Genomic DNA, 18,798 nt, shown 5'->3' with positions numbered 1-18,798 from the left:
ATCTTGGAGGATTACCCAAGTCCGGCTGAAGGGAACGGTCTTGAAAACCGTCAGGCGTGTAAAAGCGTGCGTGGGTTCGAATCCCACATCCTCCTTTTTAAAATTAACGCGGGATGGAGCAGCTCGGTAGCTCGTCGGGCTCATAACCCGAAGGTCGTAGGTTCAAATCCTGCTCCCGCAATTTGGCTCGGTAGCTCAGTTGGTAGAGCAATGGATTGAAGCTCCATGTGTCGGCGGTTCGATTCCGTCTCGCGCCATTTCTTTTAATAATAAGCGGGTGTAGTTTAGTGGTAAAACTACAGCCTTCCAAGCTGTTGTCGCGAGTTCGATTCTCGTCACCCGCTTTGAACATAAGTTCATTACCAAGTTTTTAACTTGGGCGCGTAGCTCAGGTGGTTAGAGCGCACGCCTGATAAGCGTGAGGTCGGTGGTTCGAGTCCACTCGTGCCCATTTTGGAGAATTACTCAAGAGGCTGAAGAGGACGGTTTGCTAAATCGTTAGGTCGGGTAACTGGCGCGGGGGTTCGAATCCCCCATTCTCCGTATAATTTCGAAGTTTGAGATGTCATCTCAAACTATTTTTTATATTTTTGAAGGTTTTGTCTATGTTCTTGAATCGATTCTTTAAAATTTTTAGTTTTGTGTTTGTTTTAACTGTTTCAGGAATTTTATTTCTTTTTCCATCTGTTAGAACTTCGATTGTTTTAAAATCTTCTGATATATTAGCTATTGTTGATAAGGCAGTATCGGTACCATTTGTTGTTGTGGAATCTAAGGCAAAGGATTTAAAGAATTTATCTGAATTAAATGATGAAAACCGTTCGTTAAAATCACGTCTTTATCAAAAGGATATTGACCAGTCAAAACTTAAACGTTTGGAATCAGAAAATAGAGAATTAAAGGATTTGGTATCAATCAAGAATTCTTTATCGGGTTCTAAACAAGTCGTTAGTGAGATTATTGACCGTAATTATGGTTCGTGGGATCAGGAATTTGTTATTGATAAAGGTAGTTCAGATGGAATTTCTGATTCTATGTTTGTCCTTTCGTCTGGTGGCGTCATTGGTGTGGTAGAAAGTATAGAGAAAAATTCTAGCAAAGTGAAATTATTAGTCGAAGATACTATTTCTTCACAACACCTGACGTTTAAAATTGAGAGTCAAGGTCAATCTATTTTTGCTTTATTAAATGGTTATGACGAGAAGACAGGTGAGTTTCGGTTGTTGCAAATTGGAGATCCAGTTGAAATTAAAAAAGGATCTCTGGTTTCAACAAGTGGTTTAGGAAAATATAAGAGTAGTGACTTACCTCTTGGTACAGTGACTTCTACTCAAAAGGCATCTGATCAGTTAGGTCAAGAAATTCGTGTGAAACCAAAGGCTAATTTAGATGTTAATCGTTATGTACTATTGATCGGAGAGTAGTGTGAAAGTCATACGTAAGTACCATTTTTTCCCTTTAATCTTATTCTTATCTTTATTTGTTGACGGGCAGATCTCTTTTCTTATTTCTCGTTTCTGTCCAAACTCCTTTGAACCTACTTCATTTTTATTTCTATATGGTTTTATGTTATTGAGTCTCTATTTCTCTGAGATAGCTAGTATTTGGTGGGGAGTCTTCTTTGGTTTTTGTTTTGATGTGTATTTTTTACACACTCTAGGAATTGCATTCCTAGTATTTCCTATACTACAGGTGATTTTTTATCGGTGTAATCAGATTATTTTGGTCAATCGATTGACTCGTTTTTTTACATTTTTACTAACGATTCTATTATTTCAGATTTTAACAAATCTTCTTTTGATTCTTTTTATCGGCATAAAATTTAACTGGATTACACTAATTATTTACCAAATTTTTCCAAGTTTAATTTTGAATGTGCTTCTATTAATAGTATTACAGCCTTTACTTGAAAAGATTTATTTATAAACTCGAAATAAAAATGTAACAATAGCGTAATATAAATTTTTAAAAAATTTGTTATACTAGTTAGTGTCTTATTAGAAAGGGAAAATTTATCTAATGAAGAAAAAATTATTTGCCACAATCTTATTGAGTACAGTTGCTTTATCACAAGGTGCTGTCGTAGCTGGTGTATCAGCTGATTCAACAGATGATAAGATTGCTGCTCAAGATAACAAAATCAATAGTATTAATCAACAACAACAAAGTGCACAAGCTCAGGTAGATCAAATTCAAGGTCAAGTATCTGAAATTAAAAAACAACAAGAAAATCTTCAAGCTGAAAATGACCGTTTGAATGAAGAGTCTGAACGATTGTCAGCTGAGATCGATGAGTTGTCAAAAAATATTGTTGCTCGTCAAGAATCACTTGCAAATCAAGCACGTAGCGCTCAAACAACTGGTACTGCAACAAGCTATATTAATGCGATTGTTAGCTCTGGATCTTTGACAGAAGCTATCTCACGTATTTCTGCTATGAATGAAATTGCAGATGCTAACAACAAAATGTTGCAAGAGCAAAAACGTGATAAAGAAGATATTGCACAAAAACAAAAAGAAAACAACGACGCAATCAACACTGTCATTGCAAACAAACAGCAATTAGAAGATGATGCGCAAGCTTTGTCAACAAAAGAAGCTGAGTTGAAAGTAGCACAATTGAACTTAGCTGCTGAAAAATCAACTGCTGAAAACGAAAAGAATGCTTTGTTGCAACAAAAAGCTGAAGCTGAAAAAGCAGCAGCAGCGGCGGCAGCAGCTGAAGCAGCTTACCGTGCAAAACAAAAAGAACAACAAGCAGCTGTAAAAGCTTCTGCTAATACAACTCTTCAAGCACAAGTTCAGGCAGCGGCTCAAACACCTGCTGCAACACCAGCGGCTGCACAAACTCAAGCAGCAGCTCAACCTGCTGTTCAAACTCAAGCAGCAGCTGCACCAGTAGCAACTACTTCTCGTCCAACTTATAGTACATCTGCATCATCTTATCCAGTTGGTGAATGTACATGGGGTGCGAAGACATTGGCTCCATGGGCAGGTGATTACTGGGGTAATGGTGGACAATGGGCAGCAAGTGCAGCAGCAGCAGGATTCCGTACAGGATCTCAACCACAAGTTGGTGCCATTGCATGTTGGAATGATGGTGGATATGGACACGTAGCAGTTGTTACAGCTGTTCAATCTACAACAAGCATCCAAGTTTCTGAGTCTAACTATAATGGTATCCGTAGTATTGGGAACTACCGAGGTTGGTTTAACCCAACAACAGCACAAGGTACTGTTACTTATATCTATCCAAACTAAGAATTACACTGAAGCAGAACATTTGTTCTGCTTCTTTTTTGAGAGAATTTAGGTAGTGATAGATTTTGTAATTTCCATAAATTAATATTTGAATATTTGCTTAAAAAGCGATAAAATGATTACAGGAGAAATTTGTGCTGACTGTACAATATGGTTTTAGATTTTACTGGAGGAAATCATGTCATTTTCTGATTTAATGCTCTTTGCTTTGTCGTCAAATCAAGAATTGGCTCAACGTGTGTCTCGAGAAATGGGACTACCGCTTGGAAAGTCAACGGTTCGTCAATTTTCTGATGGAGAAATTCAGGTTAATATTGAAGAATCAATCCGTGGGAAAGATGTTTATATTTTGCAATCCACTAGCTCACCGGTTAACGATAATCTAATGGAAATTTTGATTATGGTAGATGCGTTGAAACGGGCTAGTGCGCAATCCATTAATGTGGTGATGCCATATTACGGCTATGCTCGTCAAGACCGGAAAGCTCGAGCTCGTGAACCAATCACTTCTAAGTTGGTAGCCAATATGCTTGAGGTTGCTGGAGTTGATCGTCTGTTGACAATTGATTTGCACGCCGCACAAATTCAAGGTTTCTTTGATATTCCTGTTGACCACTTGATGGGTGCGCCTTTGATCGCCGACTATTTTGAACGTCGCGGGATGATTGGGAAAGACTATGTTGTTGTCAGTCCAGACCATGGTGGTGTGACTCGTGCTCGGAAATTAGCTGAATTTTTGAAGACACCGATTGCGATTATTGATAAACGTCGAAGTGTCGATAAGATGAATACGAGTGAAGTGATGAATATCATTGGGAGTGTTGAAGGCAAGACTTGTATTTTGATTGATGATATGATTGATACAGCTGGTACAATCTGTCATGCCGCGGATGCCCTTGCAGAAGCAGGTGCTGTTGAAGTTTATGCGAGCTGTACTCACCCTGTTTTATCAGGACCAGCGATGGACAACATCCAAAAATCAGCCATTAAGAAGTTGGTGGTGTTGGATACGATTTATCTACCGGAAGATCGATTGATTGATAAGATTGAGCAAATTTCGATTGCGAAACTTCTTGCAGAGGCTATTGTTCGCATTCACGAAAATCGTCCTCTTTCCCCTCTGTTTGAAATCGGAAATGCCAAAAAATGTTAACAATAAGGAGGCTGGAGACCAGCCTCTTTTGTTTAGGAGGAATACAAATGAAAATCAGAAAATGGTGGCAAGATCTAAAAAAAGAAAAGGAACGGAAAAAACTGGTTCAAGCAGCTAAAGAACTAGAAGCAAAGGCTGATCCTAGTTTGCCCAAGAAACGACTGCCTAAAAATGGAGTTGTGAAATAGGATTCGTTTAGAAAAAATGAAGTTTTATTGAAAATGTTTACAAAAATAAAATTTATTTAGAAATGTTACGAATTCGTAATTTCATCTTTCAAATAGGTCAAAACCTTAAATTTTTTTTAAAATTTTAAAGAAAAAGTCTTGACATGGGAAGAATATCCTAGTATACTAGTCATAGTTACGAAGTAACGAATAATTTTTGAAAAGAAAAAAGGAGATAAAACAATGAAAAAAGTTTTATTATCATCAGTAGCAGCCCTTGCAGTCTTTGCAGCAGCAGCGCCAGCATTTGCAAATGATAACCCAGCAGTAAATGGTGGAACTAATCTTCCAGGTGCTTATGATTCACGTCAAGCATACGAACTTCAAACAGAATTTGTAAATGCTGATAAAGTAAATGAATATCTTGCACAACATGCTGAAGATATCGATGCTGAAGCAGCTCAAGATCCAGCAGTAGTTGCAGCTAAATCTGCACTTGATGCAGTTGAAGGCGGATCACACCTTTACACTGAAAAGAAAGAAGCTTATGAATCAGCGTTGAACACTGCTCGTAACAACGTTCGTAACAAATATGTTCAAGAGCTTCAAAAGAAATGGAATACAGCTTCTAAAAAAGAAGGAAACTTCTACATTTTGAATGAAACTCCAGAACAAAAGAATGCTCGTTACTTGAAAGAACATGGAATCAATCCAGAACAAGCTAAAGCAGACGCAGCTAAAGCAGACGCAGCTAAAGCTGAAGAAGCAGCTAAAAAAGCAGAAGCTGGTAAAGCTGGTTCAAAACAAGCTGGTAAAGCTCTTCCAAAAACAAGCGCAGCTAAATAATTTGATTATTAATTAGCTCGTAAAATATCACTGGACCTTCGGGTTCAGTGTTATTTTTTAGAAAAAATCATCAAGAGGAGATCAATCAATGAAAAGAGCTGGGGAAAAAAGTTCAACTAAATTAGGTGTTGTGATTGCTGCTCTTGTTGCAGTTGTTGTGCTTGTTGCTGGATTTATTTTCTTTAATCCTTTTGGAGGAAGTAAGTCATCTAGTACGGCTAAAAAGACAACTGGAACAAGTTCAACTAAGCAAGCAGCCAAATATGAACCTAGTCAAGAAGAAAAAGATTACCTGAAAAATCGTTTTGCTCAGTTAACTGCTGTTAATCCTGAAGCAATTGCTTATGTCTACGCACCGGGTACGGAGTTGGATGAACCTGTTGTGCAAACAAAGGACAACGAAACCTATCTGAATAAAACTTTCGATGGTGGGAATGAGCCATACATGGGGACAGTCTTCATGGATATGGATAACAAGAAAGACTTCAGTGATCGTTTGACTTGGTTGTTTGGTCATGCTCGTGGTAGTAAGGTTGGCGACCACCGCATGTTTAACGATGTCAACTTCTACGATACGCAAGAATTTTTCGATCAACATCCGTATGTTGTGATTGAGACACCAGAGCGGAAATATTACTATGAAGCGATGGGATTGGTCATTGTCCCAGAGGACACTGCTTTCTACCGTACAAGCTTTACAGATGATAAAGATTTCACCACTCAGTTGAAGAATATCTATGAGTCAGCTCGTACGAAGAATCCTAATATCAAGATCAAAGCATCTGATAAGTATTTAGTATTGTCAACTTGTCGTGAAGAGGATGAAACCATTCGTTCCAACCTCTACCTCCGTCAAATTCCTGATTCAGAAATGAAGGATTTTGTGGCGAAGCATGCAGATCAATTGAAATATGTGGCAACACGTGGCCAACAATAATGACTTGAAAGACTTAGCATTGCTAAGTCTTTTTTGCATGGAAGGATTTTTGAAATGTCCTTTGGTGGTAAGCAAAAGGTGGGGATCTTGCTTGTTCTTTTGCGATGGGGTCCTATTTATAGTATAATGAATATAAGTGTTTTTGGAGGTGTTCTATGGACTTAACGAAACGTTTTAATAAAAATCTGAATCGGATTGAAGTATCTTTGATTCGTCAGTTCGATCAATCAATTTCTTCCATTCCTGGTGTCTTGCGTTTGACTTTGGGGGAACCGGATTTTACAACTCCTGAACATGTAAAAGAAGCAGGAAAGGCTGCCATTGATGCGAATTTTAGCCATTACACTGGGATGAGTGGTTTGCTGGCTTTGCGTGAGGCTGCGAGTCAGTTTGTGGCGGATAAGTATGGTATTCACTACCGTCCTGAAGATGAGATATTGGTGACGATCGGTGCAACAGAAGCCCTGTCTGCAACCTTGACAGCAATCTTGGAACCTGGAGATGTAGTCCTTCTTCCGGCGCCAGCTTATCCTGGTTATGAACCCATTGTGAATTTGGTTGGGGCGGAGATTGTCGAAATTGATACGACAGCAGATCGTTTTGTCTTGACTCCTGAAAAGTTGGAAAAGGCGATTCTAGAGCAGGGTGAAAAATTGAAGGCTGTTATTCTCAATTATCCAGCTAATCCAACGGGTGTTACTTATTCGCGCGAACAGATGGCGGAATTGGCTGCTGTCTTAAAAAAATATGAAGTCTTTGTGATTTGTGATGAAGTCTATTCAGAGCTGACTTATACTGGAGAAGCGCATGTCTCTATGGCCTCCTTCATTCCTGAGCAGACCATTGTCATTAATGGCTTATCTAAGTCTCATGCCATGACAGGTTGGCGGCTTGGCTTTATCTTTGCGCCTGCTGCATTGACGGCCCAACTCATCAAGAGCCATCAGTATTTGGTAACGGCTGCTGGAACCATGAACCAGTATGCTGCGATCGAAGCTTTGACGGAAGGTCGGGATGATGCGGAGCCAATGAAGAAGGAATATGTGAAGCGTCGGGATTATATTATCGAACAGATGTCCGCGCTTGGGTTTGAGATTATTAAGCCAGATGGAGCCTTTTATATTTTTGCTAAAATCCCAGTTGCTTATAATCAAGATTCCTTTGCTTTCTTACAGGATTTTGCGCGTGAAAAAGCAGTTGCTTTCATTCCTGGTGCTGCTTTTGGTCAATATGGTGAAGGCTATGTGCGTTTGTCGTATGCAGCCAGCATGGAGGTTATCAAGGAAGCAATGAAACGCTTGAAGGAGTATATGGAAGAACATGCTGGAGTCAATTGAGACCCGGGGAATTGTCCTGTATAATCGGGAGTTTCGTGAGGATGACAAGCTGGTCAAAATCTTCACAGAGAAGTCAGGGAAGCGGATGTTTTTTGTGAAACATGCGGGAAAATCACGGTTGAATCCCATGTTGCAACCATTGGTAACGGCAGATATGTTGTTGAAAATCAATGATGATGGGTTGAGTTATATTGATGATTTTCAAGATGTGCAGGTTTATAAGAAAATCAATGCAGATCTTTTTGCCCTTTCTTATGCGACCTATGTTCTGGCGCTTGCGGATGCCAGTATTCAGGATAATCAGGCGGATCCAGCCCTGTTTGCTTTTTTGGAAAAGACCTTGTCTTTGATGGAAGAGGGACTGGATTATGAGGTTTTGACCAATATTTTTGAGATTCAGATTCTATCACGATTTGGAGTTATCTTGAATCTGCATGAATGCTGTTTCTGTCATCGGGTTGGTCTTCCTTTTGATTACTCTTTTCGCTATAGTGGGGTCCTTTGTCCGGATCATTATGATCAGGATGAGAGACGCGCTCACTGGCATCCGAATGTTCTCTATTTATTGGATCAGTTTCAAGCAGTACGATTCAGTGAGTTAGAGACGATCTCCCTACAAGCAGAGATGAAAGCAGCTCTACGTCAGGCAATCGATCAGTTGTATGAGGAGTATGTAGGGATCCATTTAAAAGCTAAAAAGTTTATCGATTCCTTGAGTGATTGGGGAGCGATTATGAAAGATTCATCTGGAGGTGAAACATGAAAAAAATTGCAGTAGATGCAATGGGGGGCGATAATGCACCTCAAGCCTTGGTTGAAGGCGTGAATCAAGCCATTCGTGATTTTGATGATATTGAGATTGTCTTATATGGCGATGAGGCAAAAATCAAAGACTATTTAACCGCAACAGAACGTGTATCGATTGTGCATACGGAAGAAAAAATCGATTCAGATGATGAGCCAACGCGGGCCATTCGTCGGAAAAAACAGGCTTCGATGGTCTTAGCTGCCAAGGATGTGAAGGATGGTAAGGTCGATGCAATGCTATCTGCAGGAAATACAGGTGCGCTATTGGCGGCTGGTTTCTTTATCGTTGGCCGCATCAAAGGGGTGGAACGCCCTGGCTTGATGTCGACACTTCCAACGGTTGATGGTCGTGGCTATGATATGCTAGACTTAGGGGCAAATGCGGAAAATACACCAGAGCACTTGCATCAGTATGCTGTGATGGGATCCTATTATGCTGAAAATGTTCGTGGGATTCAAAAACCGCGCGTGGGTCTATTGAACAATGGGACAGAAGCTAGTAAGGGAGATCCTTTGCGCAAGGAAACCTACCAATTGTTATCTGAGGATGAGTCAATTCATTTTGTTGGAAACGTGGAAGCGCGTGACTTGATGGATGGCGTTGCTGATGTCGTTGTGGCGGATGGTTTCACGGGAAACGCTGTTTTGAAAACGATGGAAGGAACGGCTTTTGGAATCTTGAAGCAATTGAAACAAGCGATTGCCACTGGAAACTGGAAGGCGAAATTGGGAGCTTTTCTGCTCAAGGACCGTTTGAAATCATTGAAACAAACCTTAGATTTCTCAGATGTTGGAGGGGCTGTCTTGTTTGGTCTTCAAGCACCTGTTGTTAAAACGCATGGTTCGAGTGATGCCAAAGCTGTCTATAGCACGATTCGTCAGATTCGGACCATGTTAGAGACAGATGTTGTTGGAAAATCAGTGAAGGAATTATCGAAGGAAGGGTAATGTATGAGTAAACAAAACGAAATTTTAGTTACAATTGAGGAATTTCTCAAAGATCGCAAGGGTCCAGACTTTCAAGTATCTTTGGAATCTGACTTACGTAAGGATTTACAGGCGGATTCTGTTGAATTGATGGAATTTATTATCAATCTTGAGGATGAATACCAAATTGAGATTCCGGACAAGGCTATTGATGAATTTAACACAGTAGGGGATGTTGTCGACTATATCGAAAAACGAACTGCTGGTCACTAATGAAAAAGGGATCGTTCAGAGATTATTCTGGATGATCTTTTTTTCTGTCCTTTTTATTCGGATTCTGCTTATATTGTACGGAATTTTATTGAAAATACACTTTGTATGTGATAGAATGAAGGTGATAAAATACGAAAGGCGAACAAAGTCATGACCAATCAACTGATTTATACTGGAAAAGCTAAGGATATCTATACTACTGAGGACGAACATGTGATTAAGTCGGTCTATAAGGACCAAGCAACCATGCTAAATGGGGCTCGTAAAGAGACGATTAAAGGAAAAGGTGTGCTAAATAATCAGATTTCGTCTCTTATTTTTGAAAAATTGAATGCTGCGGGAGTAGAGACTCACTTTATCGAACGTATTTCTGATACTGAACAACTCAACAAGAAAGTGAAAATTATTCCTTTGGAGGTTGTTCTTCGTAACGTGACGGCGGGTTCTTTCTCAAAACGTTTTGGCGTTGAAGAAGGTTTGGACTTAAAAACTCCAATCGTTGAATTTTACTATAAGAACGATGATTTGGATGACCCATTTATCAATGACGAGCATGTGAAGTTTTTGGATATTGCTAACGACGAACAAATTGCCTATATCAAGGAAGAAACGCGTCGTATCAATGAATTGCTGAAGGATTGGTTTGCACAAATTGGTCTTCGCTTGATTGACTTCAAATTGGAATTTGGTTTTGATAAGGATGGCAAAATTATCTTGGCAGATGAATTTTCACCAGATAACTGCCGCCTTTGGGATGCTGAAGGGCACCATATGGACAAGGATGTCTTCCGTAGGGACTTGGGCAGTTTGACAGATGTTTATGAAGTTGTATTGGAAAAATTGCAAGGGTTGAAGTAATCTTTTTGAAACGGAAAACCTTCGTCTTTCAAGTAAAAGGACTCAGGCTGAAAAGGTCTACTAGACCTTTTCACTCCGTCGTGATCTTGGTAGCTTGACAGATGTTTATGAAGTTGTATTGGAAAAATTACAAGGATTGAAGTAGCCTTTTACAAATAGAATACTTGGTCTTCACTACAATCTTTAAGTAGAAATAGATAAAGGAAATAAAATGGATAAACGTATTTTCGTTGAGAAAAAAGCTGATTTTCGTGTGAAATCTCAGTCTTTAGTAAAAGAATTAAAGCATAATCTTCAGTTGAAAACCTTGAAGGATCTTCGGATTGTTCAGGTTTACGATGTTTTTGGTTTGGCAGAGGACTTGTTTGCGCGTGCGGAAAAACATATCTTCTCTGAGCAAGTGACCGATACTGTTTTGGATGAAGCTGAAGTTCAAGCTGATCTTGAGAAATATGCTTTCTTTGCGATTGAAAGTTTGCCGGGTCAATTTGACCAACGTGCGGCATCTTCACAAGAAGCTTTGCTTTTGCTTGGTAGTTCAAATGACGTAACAGTGAATACAGCGCAATTGTACTTGGTTAACAGGGATATCGATGCGAATGAGTTGGAAGCTGTTAAAAACTACCTTTTGAACCCAGTGGATTCTCGTTTCAAAGATATCACTGTTGGCATTGCGAAACAGGATTTCTCTGAGTCTGACAAGACTATTCCAAGCTTGGATTTCTTTGAAACTTATACGGCAGAAGATTTTGCACAGTATAAGGCTGAGCAAGGATTGGCCATGGAAGTGGATGACCTTCTCTTCATTCAAGATTACTTCAAATCCATTGGACGGGTGCCAACTGAGACTGAGTTGAAGGTTTTGGATACTTACTGGTCTGACCACTGCCGTCATACAACTTTCGAGACTGAGTTGAAAAACATCGACTTCTCAGCTTCTAAATTTGAAAAACAATTGCAAGCGACTTATGACAAGTATATTGCCATGCGTGATGAGTTGGGACGTACAGAAAAACCTCAAACTTTGATGGATATGGCGACTATTTTTGGCCGTTATGAGCGTGCAAATGGTCGTTTGGATGACATGGAAGTGTCTGATGAAATCAATGCCTGCTCTGTTGAAATTGAAGTGGATGTCAATGGTGTCAAAGAACCATGGCTTCTCATGTTCAAGAACGAAACGCACAACCACCCAACGGAGATCGAACCATTTGGTGGAGCGGCAACTTGTATCGGTGGTGCCATTCGTGACCCATTGTCAGGGCGTTCCTACGTTTACCAAGCCATGCGTATCTCAGGTGCTGGTGATATTACAGCTCCAATTTCAGAAACTCGCGCTGGTAAATTGCCACAACAAGTGATTTCTAAAACAGCGGCTCACGGTTATTCTTCATATGGTAACCAAATTGGTCTTGCAACAACTTATGTTCGTGAATACTTCCACCCAGGTTTCGTTGCTAAGCGTATGGAGCTAGGTGCAGTTGTCGGTGCGGCTCCTAAGGAAAATGTTGTCCGTGAGAAACCTGAAGCAGGTGACGTAATTATCTTGCTCGGTGGTAAGACTGGACGTGACGGTGTTGGTGGAGCGACAGGCTCTTCTAAAGTTCAAACGGTTGAATCTGTTGAAACAGCTGGTGCTGAGGTTCAAAAAGGGAATGCCATCGAAGAACGGAAGATTCAACGTCTTTTCCGTAATGGGGAAGTGACACGTCTGATCAAGAAATCAAATGACTTTGGTGCTGGTGGTGTCTGTGTGGCTATCGGTGAATTGGCAGATGGTCTTGAAATTGATCTAGACAAAGTGCCATTGAAATACCAAGGTTTGAATGGTACAGAAATTGCCATCTCTGAATCTCAAGAACGGATGGCTGTCGTGGTCCGTCCAGAAGATGTAGATGCCTTCGTTGCTGAATGTAATAAAGAAAATATTGATGCTGTTGTCGTTGCGACAGTGACTGAAAAACCAAATCTTGTCATGCACTGGAATGGTGAAACCATCGTTGATTTGGAACGTCGTTTCCTTGATACAAATGGTGTGCGTGTGGTTGTAGATGCTAAGGTGGTTGACAAGGATGTCAAGCTTCCAGAAGAACGTCAAACATCTGCTGAAACCCTTGAAGCGGATACTCTTGAAGTCTTGGCTGACCTGAACCATGCCAGTCAAAAAGGTTTACAAACTATCTTTGATAGCTCAGTTGGTCGTTCAACAGTTAATCACCCACTCGGTGGTCGCTACCAAATCACACCAACGGAAGCTTCTGTACAGAAATTGCCAGTCCAACATGGCGTGACAACAACTGCTTCTGTTATGGCGCAAGGATTCAACCCTTATGTAGCAGAATGGTCTCCATATCATGGCGCTGCCTATGCAGTCATCGAAGCAACAGCTCGTTTGGTTGCTGCTGGTGCAAACTGGTCTAAGGCTCGTTTCTCTTATCAAGAATATTTCGAGCGTATGGATAAACAAGCAGAGCGTTTTGGTCAACCAGTATCAGCTCTCCTTGGATCAATCGAAGCTCAGATTCAACTTGGTTTGCCATCTATCGGTGGGAAAGACTCTATGTCTGGTACCTTTGAAGAATTGACAGTACCACCAACCTTGGTTGCTTTTGGGGTAACAACTGCAGATAGCCGTAAGGTTCTTTCTCCAGAATTTAAAGCTGCTGGTGAAAATATTTACTACATTCCTGGCCAAGCTTTGGCACAAGAAATTGACTTTGATCTTATTAAATCTAACTTTGCTCAGTTTGAAGCCATCCAAGCTAACCACAAAGTGACAGCTGCATCAGCTGTTAAATATGGTGGTGTGGTTGAAGCTCTTGCCCTTGCAACATTTGGTAACCATATCGGAGCAAACGTTGAATTAGATGATCTTGACACTAGCTTGACAGCCCAATTGGGTGGATTCGTCTTCACATCGCCTGAAGAAATTACAGATATTGCCAAGATTGGACAAACAGTAGCTGACTTTACACTTACTGTCAATGGTGTAACGCTTGATGGACACAAACTTGACAGTGCCTTCCAAGGTAAATTGGAAGAGGTTTATCCAACGGAATTTGCACAAGCAACTGAGTTGGAAGAAGTACCAGCTGTGGCATCAGATGCTGTGATTAAAGCTAAAGAAACAGTTGAGACACCAGTGGTTTACATCCCAGTATTCCCAGGTACTAACTCTGAGTACGATTCAGCTAAGGCCTTTGAAAAAGAAGGTGCCAAAGTTAACCTGGTACCATTTGTTACACTCAACGAAGAAGCGATTGTCAAGTCTGTTGACACCATGGTTGACAATATTGAAAAAGCCAACATTATCTTCTTTGCAGGTGGATTCTCAGCAGCGGATGAACCAGATGGATCGGCTAAATTTATCGTGAACATCTTGCTCAATGAAAAAGTGCGTGCAGCTATCGATCATTTCATCGAACGCGGTGGTTTGATTATCGGTATCTGTAATGGATTCCAAGCTCTTGTTAAATCAGGTCTTCTTCCATACGGTAACTTTGAAGATGCAAGCAGCACGAGTCCAACCCTCTTCTACAATGATGCCAACCAACACGTGGCTAAGATGGTGGAAACACGGATTGCCAACACGAACTCACCATGGCTTGCCGGCGTGAAAGTTGGTGACATTCATGCCATCCCAGTATCACACGGTGAAGGTAAATTTGTCGTGACAGCTGAGGAGTTTGCAGAGCTTCGCGACAATGGTCAAATCTTTACCCAATATGTTGACTTCGAAGGTAAACCAAGCATGGATTCTAAATACAATCCAAATGGTTCTGTCAATGCGATCGAAGGTATCACAAGTAAGAACGGTCAAATTATTGGTAAGATGGGTCACTCAGAACGTTTCGAAGACGGTCTCTTCCAAAATATTCCAGGAAATAAAGACCAACACCTCTTTGCGTCAGCGGTTCAATACTTTACTGGAAAATAAAAGGTATACAAAATGACATACGAAGTTAAATCTCTTAATGAAGAATGTGGTATTTTTGGGATCTGGGGACACCCAGATGCTGCAAAACTGACTTATTTCGGATTACACAGTCTTCAACACCGTGGTCAAGAAGGGGCGGGGATCCTTTCGAATGATGCGGGTCAATTAAAACGGTATCGTGATACGGGTCTTCTCTCAGAAGTATTTCGAAATCCTACTAACTTGGATAAGTTGACAGGAACGGGAGCGATTGGCCATGTTCGCTATGCGACAGCTGGGGAAGCTTCGGTGGATAACATCCAGCCCTTCCTCTTTCGCTTTCATGATACGCAGTTTGGACTTGCCCACAACGGGAATTTGACCAATGCCAAGTCCCTCAAACGGGAGTTGGAAAATAACGGGGCGATCTTTAGCTCAACATCTGATTCAGAAATATTGGCGCACTTGATTCGTCGGAGCCACAACCCATCTTTCATGGGTAAGGTGAAAGAAGCCTTGAATACGGTGAAAGGTGGATTTGCTTACCTTCTCATGCTGGAAGATAAGCTGATTGCGGCCTTGGATCCAAATGGTTTCCGTCCTCTTTCGATTGGGAAAATGGCTAATGGGGCCATCGTAGTTTCCTCTGAAACCTGTGCCTTTGAAGTGGTTGGCGCAGAGTGGATTCGGGATGTAAATCCGGGTGAAGTTGTGATCATCGATGATAACGGCATCACTTACGACAACTATACAACGGACACCCAATTGGCTGTTTGTTCGATGGAATATATCTACTTTGCCCGCCCGGACTCCAATATCCAAGGGGTCAATGTCCATACAGCTCGTAAACGTATGGGGGCTCAATTGGCACGTGAATTTAAACATGAAGCAGATATTGTGATCGGTGTACCGAACTCTTCACTTAGTGCAGCTATGGGATTTGCAGAAGAATCCGGCCTACCAAATGAAATGGGCTTGATTAAAAATCAATATACCCAACGGACCTTTATCCAACCAACACAAGAACTACGGGAGCAAGGGGTTCGGATGAAGCTCTCTGCCGTATCCGGTGTCGTGAAAGGCAAACGGGTTGTCATGATCGATGATTCTATCGTACGTGGGACAACATCACGTCGAATTGTGAAATTATTGAAAGAAGCAGGAGCTACAGAGGTCCACGTAGCAATCGGTAGCCCAGCCCTTGCCTACCCATGTTTCTACGGGATCGATATTCAAACACGTAAGGAATTGATTGCTGCCAATCACACAGTAGAGGAAACACGCGATATCATTGGTGCAGATAGCTTGACGTATTTGTCAATCGATGGCTTGATTGATTCTATTGGAATCGATACAGATGCCCCAAATGGCGGTCTTTGTGTGGCTTACTTTGATGGAAAATATCCAACACCTTTGTATGACTACGAAGAACGCTATGTGGAAAGTTTGAAAGAACATACTTCTTTCTATTAAGAGAGGGGCAATGGTGGAAATAGAAAATAAAATCACAGAGTTTCTACTATACCTTGAAAGAAATTCTGAAAAAGATTTTTCAAGATGGTTAACGGGTGTTAATATCTTTGAAATATTAGGTATATCTAGTGCTGAAATTCGTCATAGTCGAATTTTAGCATGGTTGCTTGATCCTAGAGAAAGTCATAATTTGGAAGATAAGTTTTTCAAAAAAATATTGATGAAAGTGATTGATAACAATATATCTTTTACAACAATTAAAGCAACTGAAATAATATTAAAAGATTTCTCGAAAGCAGAGGTATATAGAGAAAGTAAAAATAATATTGATGTTCTGTATACAAATAAAGAACATCGAATCAATTTAGTAATTGAAAATAAAACTTTCACTTCGGACCATGACAATCAGTTGAGAAAATATAGGACATTTATCGAAAACTCTTACGTTGGTTATCGTAATATATATGTCTATCTGACACCAAATGGAGATGCACCAATAGATGCTGATGTTGAGGAAAGGAAATTTTGGCGATTGCTTTCATATCAGGATATTTCAGATATACTGGAAGAATTGTATTTGGAAGAGATTGATAACGAGAAAGTTTCGTATATTCTTAAAGAATACAATGATAATATTAGGAGAAATATTTTGAATGATATAGAGTTGAAAGAGTTAAGTGCTGAAATTTATTTTAAATATAAAGAAGTTTTAGATCTTATTTTTGAAAACAGACCTGATACTCAGATGTTTCGTGAAAAATTAGTTGGTGTTTTAAACTATCTGAATGCACAGGGAAATTTAATTTTTGATGAAAAATATTGTTCAAAAACTTTTTTACGCTTTAGAACAAGACGATTAGATAATTTTATTGACAATGTTGTTAATGAGGAAGATTCGGAATGGTCTACAGGCTCAGCCTATTTTTATGAGATAACATATAGTAATTTTCAGGCAGATGTTTATTTATCAATATGTAAAAAAAATTTAACAGACTTGCAGTCTCAGAAATTTAAACTTTTGACTATTGATAAATATAGTAAGTATGGCTTTAATACTTCTAATAAATTTCTAAATTTTGATGCTTCAGAGGAAAACTTATTGTTATCAGAATCGACTCAAACCCTCATTGACTTTCTATTAGAAAATCTTCAACAAATAGATGAATTTGAAAAGGTATTTATTGATACTTGGAATGAAAAGCAAAAGGAGAAGAATTATGTCTAAAAATGCTTATGCCCAATCGGGTGTGGATGTTGAAGCGGGTTATGAAGTTGTTGAACGAATCAAAAAACACGTTGCTCGTACGGAACGTGCTGGTGTCATGGGAGCTCTTGGTGGTTTCGGTGGCATGTTTGATCTTTCAAAAGCAGGTGTCAAAGAGCCTGTTTTGATCTCAGGTACAGATGGTGTTGGTACCAAGTTGATGCTAGCTATCAAGTACGACAAACATGATACGATTGGTCAAGATTGTGTCGCTATGTGTGTTAATGATATCATCGCTGCAGGTGCGGAGCCCCTTTACTTCCTCGACTATATTGCAACTGGTAAAAATGAACCTGCTAAATTGGAACAGGTCGTTGCTGGTGTTGCTGAAGGTTGTGTGCAAGCTGGTGCAGCCCTTATCGGTGGGGAAACAGCTGAAATGCCTGGCATGTATGGTGAAGATGACTATGATTTGGCTGGGTTTGCTGTCGGTGTTGCAGAAAAATCTCAAATCATTGACGGTTCAAAAGTAGCTGAAGGTGATGTGATTCTTGGACTTGCTTCAAGCGGCATCCATTCAAATGGTTACTCACTTGTTCGTCGTGTCTTTGCAGATTACACAGGTGAAGAAGTTCTCCCAGAATTGGAAGGGAAGAAACTTAAAGACGTTCTTTTGGAACCAACTCGTATCTACGTCAAAGCAGCTTTGCCACTCATCAAAGAAGAATTGGTCAACGGAATTGCCCACATCACAGGTGGTGGTTTCATCGAAAATGTACCACGTATGTTCTCAGATGACTTGGCTGCTGAAATTGACGAAAGCAAAGTCCCAGTTCTTCCAATTTTCAAAGCTCTTGAAAAATATGGTGAAATTAAACATGAAGAAATGTTTGAAATTTTCAACATGGGGATTGGTCTCATGCTTGCAGTAAAACCAGAAAATGTGGAACGTGTTAAAGAACTTCTTGACGAACCTGTTTATGAAATCGGTCGTATTGTGAAGAAAGATGGCGCAAGTGTGGTGATTAAATAATGGCTAAAAGGATTGCTGTATTTGCCTCTGGCAACGGCTCAAACTTCCAGGTGATTGCAGAACAATTTCCAGTAGAATTTGTTTTTTCAGACCACCGGGATGCCTATGTTTTAGAACGTGCCAAGAATCTTGGTGTGGTTAGTCATGCCTTTGAACTCAAGGAATTTGACAATAAAGTAGCTTATGAAGAAGCGCTTGTTCACCTCTTGGATGAACACCAAATTGACTTGGTTTGCTTGGCGGGTTATATGAAAATTGTTGGACCAACCTTGCTAGCAGCTTATGAAGGTCGTATTATCAATATTCACCCGGCTTATCTCCCTGAATTCCCAGGTGCTCATGGTATTGAGGATGCTTGGAATGCAGGTGTTGCTGAGAGCGGTGTGACCATTCACTGGGTGGATTCGGGTGTGGACACCGGTAAGGTCATCAAACAAGTCCGTGTCCCACGCCTTGAAGGGGATACCCTTGATACTTTCGAAACGCGCATCCACGAAACAGAGTACAAGCTCTATCCAGAAGTCTTGGAACGTTTGGGAGTAGTACGGAAATAAGGAAGCCATTGATCGGAAAGAACATTTTCGACTGTAGCAGATAAAGAACTTT

General features: G+C 40.3%; 17 protein-coding genes and 6 tRNA genes. All 23 read left to right on the top strand.

Going from position 1 to position 18,798, the window contains the following annotated elements; all coding sequences use genetic code 11:
• Nucleotides 1–5: 5 nt before the first annotated feature.
• The 23 genes from AC6IZR_RS00690 (at nt 6) to purN (ending at nt 18,746) form a co-directional block, all read left to right on the top strand.
• Nucleotides 6–95 (top strand) — tRNA-Ser (locus AC6IZR_RS00690).
• Between the two features lie 12 nt (nt 96–107).
• A tRNA-Met gene (locus tag AC6IZR_RS00685) sits at nt 108–181 on the top strand.
• A 3-nt stretch (nt 182–184) separates the two neighbouring features.
• A tRNA-Phe gene (locus AC6IZR_RS00680) sits at nt 185–257 on the top strand.
• 16 nt (nt 258–273) lie between these two features.
• Nucleotides 274–344, top strand: a tRNA-Gly gene (locus tag AC6IZR_RS00675).
• Between the two features lie 33 nt (nt 345–377).
• Nucleotides 378–451 (top strand) — tRNA-Ile (locus AC6IZR_RS00670).
• A gap of 4 nt (nt 452–455) precedes the next feature.
• Nucleotides 456–543 (top strand) — tRNA-Ser (locus AC6IZR_RS00665).
• Between the two features lie 62 nt (nt 544–605).
• Nucleotides 606–1,424 carry a rod shape-determining protein MreC gene (gene mreC / locus AC6IZR_RS00660; RefSeq protein WP_497848593.1) on the top strand — a complete coding sequence of 273 codons (819 nt, stop codon included), beginning with the start codon at nt 606–608 and terminating at the stop codon, nt 1,422–1,424.
• Between the two features lies 1 nt (nt 1,425).
• Nucleotides 1,426–1,926, top strand: a complete 501-nt coding sequence (gene mreD, locus AC6IZR_RS00655) for a rod shape-determining protein MreD (RefSeq protein ID WP_070586641.1) — start codon at nt 1,426–1,428, stop codon at nt 1,924–1,926.
• A gap of 93 nt (nt 1,927–2,019) precedes the next feature.
• A complete protein-coding gene (gene pcsB / locus AC6IZR_RS00650; RefSeq protein ID WP_070586640.1) occupies nt 2,020–3,261 on the top strand; it encodes a peptidoglycan hydrolase PcsB in 1,242 nt (413 codons plus the stop codon).
• 178 nt (nt 3,262–3,439) lie between these two features.
• Nucleotides 3,440–4,414, top strand: coding sequence for a ribose-phosphate diphosphokinase (locus AC6IZR_RS00645; protein ID WP_021154183.1), 975 nt, complete (start codon nt 3,440–3,442; stop codon nt 4,412–4,414).
• 47 nt (nt 4,415–4,461) lie between these two features.
• Nucleotides 4,462–4,602, top strand: a complete 141-nt coding sequence (locus AC6IZR_RS00640; protein ID WP_192835347.1) for a hypothetical protein — start codon at nt 4,462–4,464, stop codon at nt 4,600–4,602.
• Between the two features lie 222 nt (nt 4,603–4,824).
• Nucleotides 4,825–5,427 carry an amylase-binding adhesin AbpA gene (gene abpA, locus AC6IZR_RS00635; RefSeq protein WP_070586639.1) on the top strand — a complete coding sequence of 201 codons (603 nt, stop codon included), beginning with the start codon at nt 4,825–4,827 and terminating at the stop codon, nt 5,425–5,427.
• 88 nt (nt 5,428–5,515) lie between these two features.
• The gene (gene srtB / locus AC6IZR_RS00630) at nt 5,516–6,364 is read left to right on the top strand and encodes a class B sortase, LPKTxAVK-specific (RefSeq protein ID WP_497848592.1); all 849 of its coding nucleotides are present in this window, start codon (nt 5,516–5,518) and stop codon (nt 6,362–6,364) included.
• 155 nt (nt 6,365–6,519) lie between these two features.
• The gene (locus AC6IZR_RS00625) at nt 6,520–7,701 is read left to right on the top strand and encodes a pyridoxal phosphate-dependent aminotransferase (RefSeq protein ID WP_497848591.1); all 1,182 of its coding nucleotides are present in this window, start codon (nt 6,520–6,522) and stop codon (nt 7,699–7,701) included.
• On the top strand, nt 7,685–8,464 hold the full coding sequence (recO, locus tag AC6IZR_RS00620) for a DNA repair protein RecO (RefSeq protein WP_455238564.1): 780 nt from the start codon (nt 7,685–7,687) through the stop codon (nt 8,462–8,464). Before AC6IZR_RS00625 ends, recO begins: the two co-directional genes overlap by 17 nt.
• Nucleotides 8,461–9,456 (top strand): phosphate acyltransferase PlsX, encoded by a 996-nt coding sequence (gene plsX / locus AC6IZR_RS00615; RefSeq protein WP_049473290.1) that lies wholly within the window; start codon nt 8,461–8,463, stop codon nt 9,454–9,456. Before recO ends, plsX begins: the two co-directional genes overlap by 4 nt.
• A gap of 3 nt (nt 9,457–9,459) precedes the next feature.
• Nucleotides 9,460–9,708 (top strand): acyl carrier protein, encoded by a 249-nt coding sequence (locus AC6IZR_RS00610; protein ID WP_021154192.1) that lies wholly within the window; start codon nt 9,460–9,462, stop codon nt 9,706–9,708.
• Between the two features lie 150 nt (nt 9,709–9,858).
• Nucleotides 9,859–10,566, top strand: coding sequence for a phosphoribosylaminoimidazolesuccinocarboxamide synthase (purC, locus tag AC6IZR_RS00605; RefSeq protein ID WP_497848590.1), 708 nt, complete (start codon nt 9,859–9,861; stop codon nt 10,564–10,566).
• A 211-nt stretch (nt 10,567–10,777) separates the two neighbouring features.
• Nucleotides 10,778–14,503 (top strand): phosphoribosylformylglycinamidine synthase, encoded by a 3,726-nt coding sequence (locus tag AC6IZR_RS00600; protein ID WP_497848589.1) that lies wholly within the window; start codon nt 10,778–10,780, stop codon nt 14,501–14,503.
• Between the two features lie 12 nt (nt 14,504–14,515).
• Entirely contained in the window at nt 14,516–15,955 is a 1,440-nt protein-coding gene (gene purF, locus AC6IZR_RS00595) for an amidophosphoribosyltransferase (RefSeq protein ID WP_003015381.1), read from the top strand.
• Between the two features lie 10 nt (nt 15,956–15,965).
• Complete coding sequence (locus tag AC6IZR_RS00590; RefSeq protein ID WP_497848588.1) at nt 15,966–17,180, top strand: PDDEXK-like family protein; 1,215 nt, start codon at nt 15,966–15,968, stop codon at nt 17,178–17,180.
• Nucleotides 17,170–18,192, top strand: coding sequence for a phosphoribosylformylglycinamidine cyclo-ligase (gene purM / locus AC6IZR_RS00585; RefSeq protein ID WP_497848923.1), 1,023 nt, complete (start codon nt 17,170–17,172; stop codon nt 18,190–18,192). Before AC6IZR_RS00590 ends, purM begins: the two co-directional genes overlap by 11 nt.
• Complete coding sequence (purN, locus tag AC6IZR_RS00580) at nt 18,192–18,746, top strand: phosphoribosylglycinamide formyltransferase (protein WP_497848587.1); 555 nt, start codon at nt 18,192–18,194, stop codon at nt 18,744–18,746. Before purM ends, purN begins: the two co-directional genes overlap by 1 nt.
• The last annotated feature ends 52 nt before the right edge of the window (nt 18,747–18,798 follow it).

It is taken from the genome of Streptococcus mobilis, assembly GCF_059727625.1.
The sequence above is the reverse complement of the archived record's forward strand: the minus strand, read 5'-3'. Positions and strand labels throughout refer to the sequence as shown.